Origin of the sequence: Bacillus sp. REN16 (genome assembly GCF_020731355.1) — a bacterium.
Lineage (GTDB): Bacteria > Bacillota > Bacilli > Bacillales > Bacillaceae_L > Ferdinandcohnia.
In genome coordinates this window covers 216,282-231,047 of sequence record NZ_JAJFZK010000004.1, presented here as the reverse complement: position 1 = coordinate 231,047, position 14,766 = coordinate 216,282, and the positions used below count along the sequence as shown (strand labels likewise).

At 38.2% G+C, this 14,766-nt stretch carries 15 protein-coding genes and 1 other annotated feature (1 of these 16 cut by a window edge); all 15 genes read right to left on the bottom strand.

Annotated elements, in window-relative coordinates:
- Position 1 precedes the first annotated feature (1 nt).
- Complete coding sequence (locus tag LKW28_RS06740; RefSeq protein ID WP_229139577.1) at positions 2–925, bottom strand: PLP-dependent cysteine synthase family protein; 924 nt, start codon at positions 923–925, stop codon at positions 2–4.
- Between the two features lie 21 nt (positions 926–946).
- On the bottom strand, positions 947–1,645 hold the full coding sequence (gene mtnN / locus LKW28_RS06735) for a 5'-methylthioadenosine/S-adenosylhomocysteine nucleosidase (RefSeq protein WP_229139576.1): 699 nt from the start codon (positions 1,643–1,645) through the stop codon (positions 947–949).
- Positions 1,646–1,671: 26 nt separating this feature from the next.
- Complete coding sequence (locus tag LKW28_RS06730; RefSeq protein WP_229139575.1) at positions 1,672–2,316, bottom strand: class I SAM-dependent methyltransferase; 645 nt, start codon at positions 2,314–2,316, stop codon at positions 1,672–1,674.
- 149 nt (positions 2,317–2,465) lie between these two features.
- Positions 2,466–3,215: a YrrS family protein gene (locus LKW28_RS06725; RefSeq protein WP_229139574.1), complete on the bottom strand. Its 750-nt coding sequence runs from the start codon at positions 3,213–3,215 to the stop codon at positions 2,466–2,468.
- 88 nt (positions 3,216–3,303) lie between these two features.
- On the bottom strand, positions 3,304–5,079 hold the full coding sequence (locus LKW28_RS06720) for a peptidoglycan D,D-transpeptidase FtsI family protein (RefSeq protein WP_229139573.1): 1,776 nt from the start codon (positions 5,077–5,079) through the stop codon (positions 3,304–3,306).
- 119 nt (positions 5,080–5,198) lie between these two features.
- Positions 5,199–5,675, bottom strand: coding sequence for a transcription elongation factor GreA (gene greA, locus LKW28_RS06715; RefSeq protein ID WP_229139726.1), 477 nt, complete (start codon positions 5,673–5,675; stop codon positions 5,199–5,201).
- A gap of 172 nt (positions 5,676–5,847) precedes the next feature.
- Complete coding sequence (gene udk, locus LKW28_RS06710; RefSeq protein ID WP_229139572.1) at positions 5,848–6,483, bottom strand: uridine kinase; 636 nt, start codon at positions 6,481–6,483, stop codon at positions 5,848–5,850.
- Between the two features lies 1 nt (position 6,484).
- The gene (locus tag LKW28_RS06705) at positions 6,485–7,762 is read right to left on the bottom strand and encodes a peptidase U32 family protein (protein WP_229139571.1); all 1,278 of its coding nucleotides are present in this window, start codon (positions 7,760–7,762) and stop codon (positions 6,485–6,487) included.
- Between the two features lie 22 nt (positions 7,763–7,784).
- Positions 7,785–8,714 carry a peptidase U32 family protein gene (locus LKW28_RS06700; protein WP_229139570.1) on the bottom strand — a complete coding sequence of 310 codons (930 nt, stop codon included), beginning with the start codon at positions 8,712–8,714 and terminating at the stop codon, positions 7,785–7,787.
- Positions 8,711–9,361 (bottom strand): O-methyltransferase, encoded by a 651-nt coding sequence (locus LKW28_RS06695; RefSeq protein ID WP_229139569.1) that lies wholly within the window; start codon positions 9,359–9,361, stop codon positions 8,711–8,713. The genes LKW28_RS06700 and LKW28_RS06695 overlap by 4 nt, the downstream gene beginning before the upstream one ends.
- Before the next feature lie 191 nt (positions 9,362–9,552).
- Positions 9,553–10,689: an endolytic transglycosylase MltG gene (mltG, locus tag LKW28_RS06690; RefSeq protein WP_229139568.1), complete on the bottom strand. Its 1,137-nt coding sequence runs from the start codon at positions 10,687–10,689 to the stop codon at positions 9,553–9,555.
- Positions 10,690–10,858: 169 nt separating this feature from the next.
- Positions 10,859–11,146: a DUF1292 domain-containing protein gene (locus tag LKW28_RS06685; protein WP_229139567.1), complete on the bottom strand. Its 288-nt coding sequence runs from the start codon at positions 11,144–11,146 to the stop codon at positions 10,859–10,861.
- A 14-nt stretch (positions 11,147–11,160) separates the two neighbouring features.
- Positions 11,161–11,577 (bottom strand): Holliday junction resolvase RuvX, encoded by a 417-nt coding sequence (gene ruvX / locus LKW28_RS06680; protein ID WP_229139566.1) that lies wholly within the window; start codon positions 11,575–11,577, stop codon positions 11,161–11,163.
- A gap of 5 nt (positions 11,578–11,582) precedes the next feature.
- Positions 11,583–11,849: an IreB family regulatory phosphoprotein gene (locus tag LKW28_RS06675; protein ID WP_010678229.1), complete on the bottom strand. Its 267-nt coding sequence runs from the start codon at positions 11,847–11,849 to the stop codon at positions 11,583–11,585.
- Between the two features lie 149 nt (positions 11,850–11,998).
- Entirely contained in the window at positions 11,999–14,632 is a 2,634-nt protein-coding gene (gene alaS / locus LKW28_RS06670) for an alanine--tRNA ligase (protein WP_229139565.1), read from the bottom strand.
- Between the two features lie 53 nt (positions 14,633–14,685).
- Positions 14,686–14,766 (bottom strand) — a binding site (T-box leader); it runs 136 nt beyond the window's last position.

Here is a 14,766-nt window from a genome sequence, read left to right as displayed (position 1 = left end):
CCTATATCCCGCCTTCATATATTTTTTTGCTTAAATAGCGCTCACTGCTATCTGGAAAGATCACAACAATATGTGATTCTGGCTTTGCTTGCTCAGCTTCTAAAAGTGCCGCATGGAGTGCAGCACCTGACGAGCTCCCTACAAGCAATCCTTCCAATTTAGCGACTTCCTTTACTCGATTGAATGCATCCTCATCTGAAATCGTATGGATAGTATCGAAATAAGACGGATCCATATAGCCTGGCAAAAATTCCATTCCAATTCCTTCCGTTTTATGGGGTCCCGATTCGCCGCCATTTAAAATGGATCCAACCGGTTCAACTATGACGGTTTTTATAGATTGGTTCATTTCTTTTAAATACTCCGCAGTACCCATAAAGGTCCCGCCTGTACCAGCACCCGCTACAAAAATATCAATTTGACCCTCAAGCTGTTGCCAAATTTCAGGACCAATTGTTTTATAATACGTTTCTGGATTAGCAGGGTTTGCGAATTGCTGTGGACAATAGGAATTTGGGATTTCATGTAAAAGCTCTTTTGCCTTTTCAATTGCCCCCGTCATTCCTGCCTCCGTAGGCGTATTGATCACCGTCGCTCCCAACGCCCGCATCAATTCTTGTTTTTCAGCAGAAAATTTTTTAGGCACACAAAGGATTACCTTAATATTGTGGGTAATTGCTGCGAGTGCAAGTCCAATTCCCGTATTACCAGCGGTTGGTTCAATGATCGTGCCCCCTTCAGTTAACTGACCTGTTTCAAAAGCATGCTGAAGAAGCTCGACTCCTAGGCGATCCTTGATACTTCCACCGGGATTATAGAATTCAAGCTTGGCAAAAAGACGAACCCCATTTTGTAATGGAAATTTCGTAATTTCTACTATCGGAGTATTTCCGATAAGCTCATGGACATTTTGATACACTTGCATGACAAATCCCCCGTTAACTTTTTATTTATTTATTTCCTCAACCATGCGTTCAACAACTCTTGAAGAGTTGACGGCAGCTGTTTGCAGAAATTGTTCAAACGATACATCCGATTCTTTCCCTGCAATATCTGATAAGGCACGAATGACTACAAACGGTACTTTAAATTGATGACAAACTTGCGCTACTGCAGCTGCTTCCATCTCCACTGCATATAAATCACCAAATTTTTGACTAACAAATGAAACCCGCTCCGGATCATTCATGAAGGAATCACCTGTTGCAATTAATCCAGTTACAACCTGAATGTCTGTGATTCCTTCTGCACTTTTTTCAGCTAGTTTAATTAGATTTTCATCTGCTTTAAAGGCAGCAGGTAATCCCGGAACTTGCCCATATTCATAATCAAAGGCAGTTACATCAACATCATGATGTCTTACCTCAGATGAAATGACAATGTCACCGACATTAAGGGTTTTTAGATGACCACCTGCAGAACCTGTATTCACAACGTAGTCTGGTTTAAATTGCTGTAATAAAATGGTTGTTGAAATTGCAGCATTTACTTTTCCGATTCCTGATTTGAGTAAAATCACATCATATCCATTGATAGTTCCTGTATAGAAGACACTTCCAGCTACTATTGTTTCCTGTCTAGTTTCAATTTTTTCCCGTAAAATCGCTACTTCCTCATCCATTGCTCCGATAATTGCTACTTTCATAAGTACGTATCACCTTTCATACATTTTTATTGTTTCGTCGCTTCCATTACCCACACAAAATGATTAAAACGTGTGAATTCTACTGTAAAACCATTTTGGTTTGCAATGTCTTGCAAGTTAGGAATGGTTGTGTAGTATTCAGTTTCCAAATCTTTTGCTAGATTAAGGTAACCCTTTTTTATTGCGGACTGAATCGTCATTGTATATTCTCGTTTATTTTCAAATATTGTATCCGCAAACACTATTTTACCACCTTTATCAAGGATCTTGCTATATTCGGAAAATGCTTGATTTTTCTCGCCATCATTTAAGTGGTGGAATGCATACGTACTAACGATTGTATCAATTTTGTCAGCAGGTTTATTAAAAACAATAAAGTCACCATCTTCTATTGTTAGAGAATAGTTCTGAAGCTTTTCTAATGCTATTTCTCGCATTGGTTCTGAGGGTTCAACACCATATACTTTTTTATTTTCATTCAGTAGTTTTTGAGTGAGATTACCCGTACCCACTCCAAATTCCAAAACAGTGAGACCTGATTTCTTTACGACATCATTTAGAATATCATCATATCGCGAAAACACTTCCTGGTATTCCACATCATTTCCGGTTACAGTCTGGTCATAAGTGTGTGCCCAACCTTCAAAAACCTCTAAAAACTCTCGTCCCATTTTTCTCACTCTCCACCATTATATATTAATCCTATAAGTATACTATGAATTTAAAAATGAACTGTTCTAAATTTAACATATTCAACTTATTTTATCAATCATCGATGGATAAAGGAGAACAAAAAAACGCAGGATCTCCTGCGCCTATTTTAATCATTATTTTCATTTTCGTCTGGTTCATTCTCATCTTCATCAGGTTCTGAATTCTTATAGCCTTTATATGTTTCACTATCATTTTCTTTTAATTCTTCAATTTTTGTTGGTTTCCAGCCTTCGCCCGGAACCCAATCTAAATATACTTTTTGAACTTGTTTAGTTGATTTTGATGAAACAGTTGCAGTAATGGAATTTCCTCCATTTCTCCCTAGCCACCAAACAACCATATCTGAACGATCAAAACCAGTTGCGTAGCTTGCCGCCATTTCCATTTCATTTCGATCAACTGAGTTTTCCGTATAATCAATACTATGTGGTTCTGCCTGAGCAGTACCAATTGGCTTCCAAGCAGGATTTTCAACTGTTTTTATAATATTTGAATCTGGATCACCTTCAGTAACAACTGCTGCTTCATCGGATTCTGGAGCTTTTTGCTCATCCTGACTTTCTTCGTTTGCCTCTTGTTTTGTATCTTCATTTTTTGGATGATCTGAAGCATCTTCTTTTTTGTCCTTTGAATCATCTGAAGCAGCTTTTCCCTCATTGTCTGCCGGTTGGTTCGTTTGATTTGAAGACACAGGTTCATCTACGTTTTTGTCTCCAAAAATGAGCTTTCCGCCAAAAAAGACAATTAATACAATCACTAGGACAATTAAAATATTTAAAACCCGATTTACCTTTTTTCGTTTCGCTCTTCTCTCGGTTCGAGGCCCTTCATATAGTTTGTCTACATCATACCCCATTTTACAGTACCTCCTAAAACGACTATTACTCAATCGACTATCTTCTTATTCTAGCATGTGTACAGAAAAGGTTGAAGACATTTCTTTATTAGCCGTGTGTTTTAGTACCTTTTTCCTGTTCCTTTTGATAAATTCCTTGTACGATTTCATAAAAGACAGTATTTGTAACAGACTGAGAGGCAGGCTGCTCCAAATTGACCACTACAAGCGCATATTTCGGCCTTTCAAATGGAAAATACCCCGCAAACCAAGTGTTGACAAGTCCAACCTCACCTTGTTTTTTACCTGTCTCAGCTGTTCCTGATTTACCCGCTACTTTATAAGGCAAATCAGCAAATCGTTGTCCTGTTCCAGAGGTAACGACTCCGCGAAGTAATTCCTGAAGCCTGCTAGCTGTATATGGAGCAATCTTAGGTCCTTCCATATCCTGTTCCGCAAAAGAAAATAAGGTTGTACCGTTTTTATATAAAACATCACTAACCGTTCGAACTTCTTTTTTAGCACCGCCGCGTGCAATCGTTGACATCATGTTTGCAATACCTAATGGTGTCACCCTAACATCCTTTTGCCCAATCGCCGTTTGCGCAATGGCTTTCGCAACATGTTTATCCTTTTCATCCGTCCATATTCGACCATTATATTCATTAGGGAGTTGCTTGAAATCTTGAAAACGAAAAACATCGCCATTCCAACCAACAGGTCCAAGTAAGCCAAGCATCTTGGAATATTCTTCAATTACATCTTGGTCCTTTTGTAACAATTCCTGTGCAGTAATTGCAAATGTGTAATTACAGCTTTTCGCAAAGCTATTATGGAAATTCAGCATCCCATGCGGATATTCAGCTGGGCCTTCCCCATATAAATCTTGATCACAATTGTACATTCTATCATTAGAAATTTGCTGTTTTTCGATTGCTGCTGCTGCAATTACTGTCTTGAATACAGAACCAGGGAATTGCGGCATAATCATTTGATTTTCAGCAGTGCCATCTGCAAATGGATTTGATGAATTAATATCGGGTTTACTCACCATTGCAAGCAAATCATTGGACTCAACATCAAGAAGGACAATCCCTCCTTTTTTCAAATCATTCTTATCAAGGATTGTTTCCGCCAAAAGCTGTAGATCTTTATCCAAAGTTGTTTGAATTGCGACTGGATAATAAGGATTTGCTGGTGCTGTGTATTTTACATCAATGCCAAATAAAGGTCCTCCATCTCCTGCCACATGATAGAGAAGCTTCGCCTCACCTTCAGGTAAAAGGAATTCATCAAACGTTGATTGCAAACCTGTGATTCCCAGTTTCGTATTCCGCGGTAAATAGTTTTTCTCAGGATAGCGCTCCTGGAATAAGTCCCTATTTTCTCGGATTAGGCCAATTAAATGTTCTGCAATATCACTATCAAGCTCATATTGACGATGGACAGCAAATACACCTGGAATTTGAAGCTTGTTGATTTTGTTCATCTGCGTTTCCGTTAATTCTATGGGTTTTTCTCCACCAACGATTACAGGCTTTTTCGCATTTTGAATTTCATTTCTTAAGGTAGTGGCAGAAATATTTACGATTTCGGCTACGTCCTCCGCTGGCCATTCAATGTTTTTTAAAAAAGGAAACAATACGAGTGTTGGATAATATTCATGCGTTAATGCTTTTTTATTCCGGTCGATAAATCGTCCACGGCCTTGGTCAATAACAAGTTCTTGTGTTCGTTGCGAAACACTTGCTTCTATTAAGTTAATATCTCGGTTCGTTAGAGATTCTGTACTAACAAGCTGCAATTGCATTAGTCTGCCGATTAACCCTGCTAAGGTTAAAAGGATTACGATTAAAATGATAATAGCACGTTTTTTGATTACCATAGAAAAAACACCTCGTCAACAGTTTCGACGAGGTGTCATAATATTTATACATATAAATCAAATACGCCTTGGCGTATTTGCACCGAGGCTCTAACTGTATTCAGTATTTTTGAATAAAGTTAGTCAATTTTAGTTATTTCAACTAGCAAGTCTCCTCCTGGGGTTTGAACCGTTACTTTGTCCCCAACATGCTTTCCAATTAGGCTTTTTGCAATTGGTGAGTCATTTGATATTTTTCCTTCAAACGGATCTGCTTCAGCACTTCCTACAATCGTATAGGTTTCTTCTTCCCCATCTGGAAGCTCAATAAAGGTTACTGATTTTCCTAATGAGACCTTACCAGCACTGTCAGCATCTTCTTCGATAATTTTTGCATTTCGAATCATATTTTCAATCGTAGTAATACGACCCTCAACAAATGCTTGTTCATCCTTCGCTGAATCATACTCAGAGTTCTCAGAAAGGTCCCCAAAGCTTCTTGCAATCTTAATACGTTCTACAACCTCTTTGCGCTTAACTGTCTTTAAATTCTCTAATTCCTGCTCTAATTTTTGCTTTCCTTCTGCTGTCATTGGAAATACTTTCTCTACCATAATCCCTTCACTCCTTGTAGTCGTTACAATCCCCCTGTGATTGCTTAAAAAATCATTGTATGTAGTACGAATTGTTTTTTCCTATTTGTATAGTAAGGAAAGGAATGATAGGGAACTTCTACCATTCCTTTCCTTATGTTTGTACTATCATAACACCTATTTCTCTGTTATGTTATTACAAAATGACGTTTTGTTCAAGAATTGTTTGAATTTTTGTTACCATTAAATCAATTGCAACGTGATTTTGTCCACCTTCAGGGATGATGATGTCTGCATATCGCTTTGTTGGTTCACAGAATTGGTTATGCATTGGACGAACCACTGTCTCATATTGTTCGATAACGGAATCTAACGTACGACCTCGGTCTTTAATATCACGCAGCATTCTTCGGATTATCCGGATATCAGCATCAGTGTCCACAAATAGCTTAATATCCATTAAGTCACGCAGCCGTTCATCTTCAAGAACAAGAATTCCCTCTAAAATAACGACATCCTTTGGTTCAACGCAAATCACATCAGAAGACCTTGTATGAAATTTATAGTCATAAACCGGCTTACTTATACCTTTGTATTCAAGAAGTTTTTTGACGTGCTCAATGAGTAAGTCATTATCAAAAGCTAAAGGATGGTCATAATTTGTATTTAACCGTTCTTCAAAAGGCATATGGCTTTGGTCTTTATAATATGAGTCCTGCTCGATCATTAGGATCGAGTGACCCCTAAAATGCTCATATATGGCCTTTGATACACTTGTTTTACCAGATCCTGAGCCTCCAGCAATGCCAATGACAATTGGCTTCTTGCTCATGTTACTTCCCCTTTCGCATCATGTTGTTTGGATAAACAGGCTTGTCTACTTTAAACGAAACAATTTGCAATGGATGTTTTGCTTTCTCAATTTCGTTGCCGCGCTCATCCCAAATCATCTCAACTGTTTGTGTAAAATTGGCAATTTCAGGACCAAAAAATTCTACCTGATCTCCCTTTTTAAAATAATTTCGCTGCTGTAATGTTACGATTCCTGATTCCTTTTCATAGTCTAACACCAGACCAGCAAAATCATAAGTTGTTTTTTTGCTATGAGTGCCATACATTTGCTCATTTACACCAGGAACCCCTTCAAAGAAGGCTGGGGCAGTATCACGATTTGCACATTTATCAAGCTCTTTTAGCCACTCTTCATCGATAACAAAATTGTCTGGATCGGCACTATATGCATCGATGACTTTTCGATAAACACTTACTACTGTTGCAATATAGTGAATCGATTTCATTCGTCCTTCGATTTTTAAACTGTCGATTCCTAATTCAATCATCCGCGGAATTGATTCGATAAGCTTCAAATCTTTTGGACTCATTGCAAACGGGGAGTCCTCTTCTCCAAATAGGGCTTCCTCTTTTTCATCTTCATTTAATTTAAATAAATCATAATCCCATCTGCATGATTGACAACAGCCCCCACGATTGGAATCACGGGCTGTCATATGATTACTTAACGTACAACGGCCGGAATAAGCAATACACATCGCACCATGAACAAATGTTTCGATTTCGATGTCAACCTTTTCCTTCATTTCTTTAATGTCTTCTGCGCTCGTTTCACGCGCGAGTACAACACGTTCCAGCCCTTCTTCCTTCCAAAATTGAACTGCCTTCCAGTTGGATAGGGATTGCTGAGTGCTTAAGTGTACTTCCATTTTGGGAGCTACTCGTTTACATGTTTCAATAATTAATGGATCCGCAACAATGATTCCAGATACTCCGGCATTTTCAAGCCCCATTAAGTATTCATCTAGTCCATCCATGTTTTCATTATGGGCGAATATATTTGTAGTGACATAGATTTTGGCTCCATATTTTTTGGCGAACTCTACACCTTCTGCGATTTCTTCAAGTGTAAAATTATCTGCGTTAGAACGTAATCCATACTCTTGACCACCGATAAAAACGGCATCTGCACCATAGTGAACAGCAATTTTTAATTTTTCCAGGTTACCCGCAGGTGCTAGCAGTTCTGGTTTTTTGACGATCATACGCTTGCCGTCTACTATTTTTGAAATAGGTTCTCTTACAACTGCTGTTGACATGCAAATTCCTCCTCATTACTTATTAGTAGACCGTTTCTTTAAAGTAGAAGCCTGTGTCTAGGGGGCGATTGATTGGTTGAAGTTCTTCAAGTTGCTCTAATAGGTCATCTTTGACATCTTCATATTCATCGCGATTTTCCACACATAAGTCAATTGCTTTTCGATAAATTTTCGTTACCTCAAGCAGGTATTCAGTAGTTTTCAAAATCCCTTCGATCTTAAAGCTGTCAACACCAGCATCAATCATATCTTCCAACTCATCAATGATGCAAACATCATTTGGGCTCATAATATGAGTGCCATTTTCATCTTCAAAAATCGGGTATTTGCTGTCGCGCTCTTTATCAAATAAAAACAGATTTTTATCTTTTTTACGGTTTTCGATTTCCATCACATTACCTTGATACTCGAAATAGTTTCCGACTAACGAACGTTTTGATTGAAACATGCACATCATTCCATGAACCTGGACCTCAATTTCGACCTCTGCATTTTCTTTAATTTCGACAATCGCATCCATATTTAATTCACGGGCAAGCACGGCACGTTTCGCACCTTTTCTTCCCCAATAATTACATGTATACCTGTTCGTCGCAGTTGTTTCTGTATTCCAATGAAGCTTCATTTCTGGTGCAACCTCACGAACAGTCATTAATACCGCTGGATCTCCGAACACAATTGCATCTACCTTACTTTCCTGTAAAAATGCAACATAGTCAGCTAACTCATTCACTTTTTCATTATGGAATATGGCATTTATTGCTACATAGATTTTTGCATCATGAGCATGGGCGATGTTTGTCGCTTTAACAATTTCCTCGCGATTGAATTCACCAGCAAGACGTAATCCATAGCGTTGTTCACCTATAATAAGAGCTGTTGCCCCAGCATTTATCAATGGTTCAATATCTTCTATACATGTAGGCGTGACCAGAAGCTCTGGTTTCTTCATTCCTTAACACCTCTTCTTTTACTTAATGCAACTCCATCACCTACTGGTAAGATGGTTGTTTGATAATCTTGGTGCTTGAGAAGCCATTCGTTATATGCCTTAATTTTAGTCACGAGATTCCGAATTCTTTTACTCTCGATTTCTTCCTCCGCCACAAGCCCTTTAAATAGTACATTATCAGTCACAATTAAGCCATCCCTTGAAAGGCATTTTTCATAGATGTCAAAAAAATGTCGATATTGGCCTTTTGCTGCATCAATAAAAATACAATCAAATTCGCCGTATTTTTTCACCTCATCCGCTGCCTCAAGGGCATCCCCAAAAATCACTTCTATTTGTGAGCCAGTACCAGTTCGCTCAATATTCTCTAGGGCTTTTTCATAACGTTCCTCGTCCCTTTCGATTGTTACAATCTTGGTATCCGGAAGTGCATTTGCCATGCGGATAGCGGAGTAACCAATCGCTGTTCCAATTTCAAGAATCTGTTTCGGCCCTGATATTCGCATTATTTGAAGCATTGTTTCAATGCCTACCAGTTCCATGATTGGTACATTATTTTCTTTCGCATAATGTTCAATTTCTTCAATAATTTCATCGCGTTTTGGAAGTAATGCCTCTAAATAATTGGTTATTTTGCTTGATAACAAGAAAAAAAACCTCCATTTCGATATGGTGGTATTGGTAAAAACGTAGTCATTTGTTTTTGTATAATAATAATTTCCCTTTAACTTGAATTATTTTATCATAAAGAAACAGGGAACGCCATATTGGGTTCCCTTGAAAAATCTGTGCAGCCGCCGGAGGCTGTAACTTATTCCGTCATCGCAAAATAAAGTCACTATTGTTGATTCGTAATATACTTTGCCTTTAATGCATTATGCTCTTCCAATGTCCTTGCGAAATATACTTCTCCTGTTGGAGCAGCCAGGAAATAGAGATAATCTGTTTCCGCAGGGCTTAGTGCCGCTGATAAAGATGTTTCACCAGCATTAGAAATCGGACCTGGTGTTAAACCTTTAATTTGATATGTGTTATATGGTGAATTCACTTCAAGATATTCGTACAGTACCCTTCTCTTATGTTCACCTAATGCATAAAGAACTGTCGGGTCTGTTTGAAGTGGCATATCAGCATCTAAACGATTATAAAACACACTGGAAATTGTTTCACGGTCTGTTTTCGCTGTCGCTTCTTCCTCTATTAACGAAGCCATGGTTAATAGTTTATGAGTTGAATCGATATACTTATTGCCTTCCAGTGAGCCTGTATATTTTACAAGGATTTTCTCTGTTTGCTCTAGCATCGTTTCAACAATTGATTCAATTGAAGGCTTCTTCTCGTAAAACGGATATGTTGCTGGAAATAGATAACCTTCAAGCGGATGTTTAATATCTTTATTTAATATTTCTTCCGTTAAAATACCTGGGTATCTGCTGATTAAATCATTAACATACTTAGCGTCATCCATCTTATTAATGACTTCCTCATAGGTATAGCCAGTTTGTTCAGCAATTATAATTGCAATTTCTTCAAGCTGTTTTCCTTCAGGGATCACAAGTTTAAAAGCTGGCTCACCCATAAGAATTCCAGATTTCAACCCTTCAATGATTTCATCAAAGTTCATTGATTGAGTAAACGTGTATTCCCCAGCCTGAAAACCAGATTCATTTTTAAATTTCGTATAGTAACGAAATACTTTTGCATTTTTTACAATATCATTTTCCTCTAGAATTCGGGCAATTGCTGTTGGTGATGAACCAATTGGAATCGTAACCTCGATTGGTTCCTTATTTGTAGGGTCCACAGGCTCAAGAGCAGATTTTATATATAAATAGCCTCCGCCAATTATTCCAGATAAAGCTACCAGTATTACCATAAATACGATAAATACAATTTTACGGATTACTCTGGCTTCACTATGCCGTTCTTGCAGATTCTTTTTATATAAATCCTTTTTCGATTCGTTATCTGACATGTACCGTAAATCCTCCCCTCACTCGAATTATTATACTACATTTTTTTATGTAATTCGTCAATTTTAGGAAGAATTCACTAGAATTTTGTAGTTTTTTCTAAAAAATCAGGTTGTTTTCGGGGCTTTTTGGGGGGTTTTGAAGAAAAAGAAAAAACAGCCCATGGCTGTTTTACTCTTCTCCTTCTTCATCAAGGAATGTATTTAACATTTCTTCAACAAGATCCCATTCTTCTTCGGTCTCAATTGGTTGAAGTTCTCCGTCTTCTCCGTCCTCTGACGGGCTATAACTTGATGCATGAATTTCGATATCTTCTTCGTCTTCATTCTCATCACTTAACGGATAATAAAGGACGTAAGATTTTCCAAATTCCTCTGATTCAAATGTAAATAATACCTCACAAAGAATTTCATTTCCTTGTTCATCAATTACAGTGATTTGCTTTTCACCATGTTCCATGTAAATCCACCTCATTAATTTTTACTATCTAGATACCCCTGGAGGATCATGACGGCAGCCATTTTGTCGATCACTTGTTTTCTCTTTTTTCGACTTACATCTGCGGATATTAGGACTCGTTCGGCTGCTACTGTTGAAAGACGCTCGTCCCATAAAACAATAGGCAAACCGAATTTTTCCGTTACCATATCAGCAAAATGCTGACTAGCCTCGCCACGAGGTCCAATTGTTCCATTCATATTTTTAGGTAAACCAATAACAACAGATTCTACCCCATATTCCTTGATAATCTCGCCAAGCCGTTCCAATCCAAACTGCCCGCGCTCTTCATTAATCTTAATTGTTTCAATGCCTTGAGCAGTCCAGCCCATTTCATCACTGACGGCGACACCGACTGTTTTTGAGCCGACATCTAACCCGAGAATCCTCATTCGTTTTACCCCTCACGATGGATCTTTAAATAAGATTTCACTAGCTCCTCAATTATTTCATCTCGTTCAAGCTTGCGAATAATATTCCTTGCATCATTGTGACGCGGGATATACGCAGGATCTCCTGATAATAAGTATCCAACAATTTGATTGATTGGATTATACCCTTTTTCTTGAAGAGCATCGTAGACATTGAATAATACTTCATTTACATTTGTTTCAACTGGTTCCTCTGGAAAGTTGAATTTCATTGTTTTATCAAATGAGCTCAAGTTCTGCACCTCACTCTTTAGATTCTGATGTGTTTGAATCCGTGCATGTAAATCTTACCATTCATTGTACACTAATCACAACTAAATAGAAACAAGAAGTGACAATTTGTATCATCCGTTTTGGCCAGGATGATACAAATTGTTATGTTTTAGATTGTTTTTATCCATTCTTCTACAAATTGAAGTGCTGATTCCAGCTGGTCTGGATTTTTTCCACCGGCCTGTGCCATGTCTGGGCGACCACCACCGCCGCCACCGCATCGGGTTGCAACTTCCTTGATTAGTTTTCCAGCATGGAAACCTTTTTCAATCAAGTCTTTTGTTACTCCAGCAGTTAAGTTTACTTTATCATCGTTCACAGAACCTAAAACAATAACAGCTGAGCCAAGCTTTTGTTTTAAGTCATCAACCATCGTACGAAGATTATTCATATCTTGGGCATTTACCTTACTATATAAAACAGTAGCACCGTTGATTTCTTTTGCTTTGTCAACAAGGCTGCCCGCTTCAATATTGCCAAGCTTCGCAGAAAGTGATTCATTTTCACGTTGTAAATTACGAATTTCATGCTGTAATGCTTCGACTCTACCTGGAACTTCAGTTGGCTTTGTTTTTAAAAGATTAGCCACTTCCTGAAGCATTTTTACTTGGTCATTAATTACATGATATGCTGCTTCACCCGTTACAGCTTCGATACGTCGTGTTCCTGCACCTATACCTGATTCAGAAACAAGCTTGAATAACCCGATTGTTGAAGTATTTGGTACATGGCATCCGCCACATAGTTCCAAGCTATAATCACCAACCTGAACAACACGAACAATGTCACCATATTTTTCGCCAAATAGGGCCATAGCTCCCATTGCTTTTGCTTCAGTTAAAGATTTGTAATCAATTTGAACAGGGATGCTGCTCCAAATTTTTTCATTCACAATTGACTCAATTTGCTCAAGCTCTTCAGGCTTAATTTGACCAAAATGTGAGAAGTCAAAACGTAATCGATTTGAAGTTACAAGTGAACCCGCTTGGTTTACATGAACCCCGAGGACATCTTTTAATGCCTGATGTAACAAATGTGTCGCTGTATGGTTTTTAATAACCCCACCACGATTTTCTTGGTCAACCTTGGCCTGAAGCTGGTCACCTTTAGCTAAGCTTCCTTTTACAACGATAACACGGTGAAGATTTTGTCCATTTGGTGCTTTTTGGACATCTTTTACGAGTATTTTTGTAGCTTCATTTTCAATTGTACCCTCATCCGCAATTTGTCCACCACTCTCAGCATAGAAAGGTGTTTTGTCTAAAATAAGCTGAATTTCTTCACCTTCGCTTGCTTTCTCAACAATTTCCCCATCTTTGACCATGACAAGAACGGTTGATTGTGCCTCAAGTTCATCATATCCAACAAAAGTGCTTTCTATTTTTATTTCACCAAGAACACCACTTTGCACTTGCATAGAATCCACATCTTGACGAGCAGATCTAGCTCTTTCACGTTGATTTTCCATCTCACGTTCGAATCCGTCGTGGTCCACCTTCATGCCTTCTTCTTCAGCATATTCCTCTGTAAGTTCAACAGGGAAACCATATGTATCGTACAGACGGAAGACATCGACACCCGCAATCGTATCACTGCCTTTTGTTTTTTCCTTTTGAATGACAGTTGATAGAATAGCTAATCCATCATGTAATGTTTCATGGAAGCGTTCTTCTTCTGTTTTCACTACTTTTTGGATAAATTCTGTTTTTTCTTTTACTTCCGGATAAAAATCAACCATGATCTCGCCCACAACAGGAACAAGTTCATACATAAATGGACGATTGATTGAAATTTTCTTTGCGTAACGTACAGCCCGTCTTAATAATCTTCGGATGACATAGCCTCTACCTTCATTTGAAGGAAGTGCTCCGTCTCCTACCGCAAACGTAACGGTACGAATATGGTCAGCGATTACCTTAAATGCTTCATCTTTATCTTTTGCTTGTCCATATTTTTCACCGGAAATAGACTCAGTTGCCTCGATAATTGGCATGAAAAGGTCTGTATCAAAATTTGTAGGTACATTTTGAATAACAGAACACATTCTTTCAAGACCCATTCCAGTATCGATATTTTTCTTTGGAAGCGGAGTATATGTTCCATCTGGGTTATGGTTAAATTGTGAGAACACAAGGTTCCAGATTTCTAGATAACGCTCATTTTCTCCACCTGGAAATAATTCTGGATCATTTGGGTCGTTTCCAAACTCTTCACCACGGTCAAAGAAAATTTCCGTATTCGGACCACTTGGACCTTCACCGATATCCCAGAAATTTCCTTCCAGACGAATGATTCGTTCCTCAGGAATTCCAATCTTTTTATTCCAAATTTCAAATGCCTCTTCATCTTCCGGATGAATCGTCACAGAAAGCTTCTCTGGATCAAACCCAATCCAGTCCTTGCTTGTTAAAAATTCCCACGCCCATTCAATTGCTTCTTTTTTGAAGTAATCACCGATTGAGAAGTTTCCAAGCATTTCAAAGAAAGTATGATGTCTGGCTGTTTTCCCTACATTTTCAATATCATTTGTCCGAATGGACTTCTGTGCATTACAAATTCGTGGATTCTGAGGAATTACACGTCCATCGAAGTATTTTTTTAAAGTAGCTACACCACTATTAATCCATAGTAAAGAAGGATCTTCATGTGGAACTAAGGAAGCACTTGGTTCAATTGCATGTCCTTTTGATTTGAAAAAGTCTAAAAACATTTGTCGTACTTGAGCTGATGTTAATTGTTTCATTTCATAACCTCCACTATCATTTTAGACATAAAAAAATACTCTAATCCCCTAAAAACAGGGACGAGAGTATGCTCGCGGTACCACCCTGATTATGGACACAAAATAGAACACGCCCATCACCTTCGTATATTGAT

What these genes read in the sequence shown, in the direction of transcription:
- LKW28_RS06730 (WP_229139575.1), bottom strand. Translation starts at nt 2,316, where the DNA reads ATGGGACGAGAGTTTTTAGAGGTTTTTGAAGGTTGGGCACACACTTAT.
- LKW28_RS06685 (WP_229139567.1), bottom strand. Translation starts at nt 11,146, where the DNA reads ATGGAACATGGTGAAAAGCAAATCACTGTAATTGATGAACAAGGAAAT.
- mltG (WP_229139568.1), bottom strand. Translation starts at nt 10,689, where the DNA reads ATGTCAGATAACGAATCGAAAAAGGATTTATATAAAAAGAATCTGCAA.
- LKW28_RS06705 (WP_229139571.1), bottom strand. Translation starts at nt 7,762, where the DNA reads ATGTCAACAGCAGTTGTAAGAGAACCTATTTCAAAAATAGTAGACGGC.
- udk (WP_229139572.1), bottom strand. Translation starts at nt 6,483, where the DNA reads ATGAGCAAGAAGCCAATTGTCATTGGCATTGCTGGAGGCTCAGGATCT.
- LKW28_RS06700 (WP_229139570.1), bottom strand. Translation starts at nt 8,714, where the DNA reads ATGAAGAAACCAGAGCTTCTGGTCACGCCTACATGTATAGAAGATATT.
- mtnN (WP_229139576.1), bottom strand. Translation starts at nt 1,645, where the DNA reads ATGAAAGTAGCAATTATCGGAGCAATGGATGAGGAAGTAGCGATTTTA.
- LKW28_RS06740 (WP_229139577.1), bottom strand. Translation starts at nt 925, where the DNA reads ATGCAAGTGTATCAAAATGTCCATGAGCTTATCGGAAATACTCCGATA.
- LKW28_RS06725 (WP_229139574.1), bottom strand. Translation starts at nt 3,215, where the DNA reads ATGGGGTATGATGTAGACAAACTATATGAAGGGCCTCGAACCGAGAGA.
- alaS (WP_229139565.1), bottom strand. Translation starts at nt 14,632, where the DNA reads ATGAAACAATTAACATCAGCTCAAGTACGACAAATGTTTTTAGACTTT.
- ruvX (WP_229139566.1), bottom strand. Translation starts at nt 11,577, where the DNA reads ATGAGGATTCTCGGGTTAGATGTCGGCTCAAAAACAGTCGGTGTCGCC.
- LKW28_RS06720 (WP_229139573.1), bottom strand. Translation starts at nt 5,079, where the DNA reads ATGGTAATCAAAAAACGTGCTATTATCATTTTAATCGTAATCCTTTTA.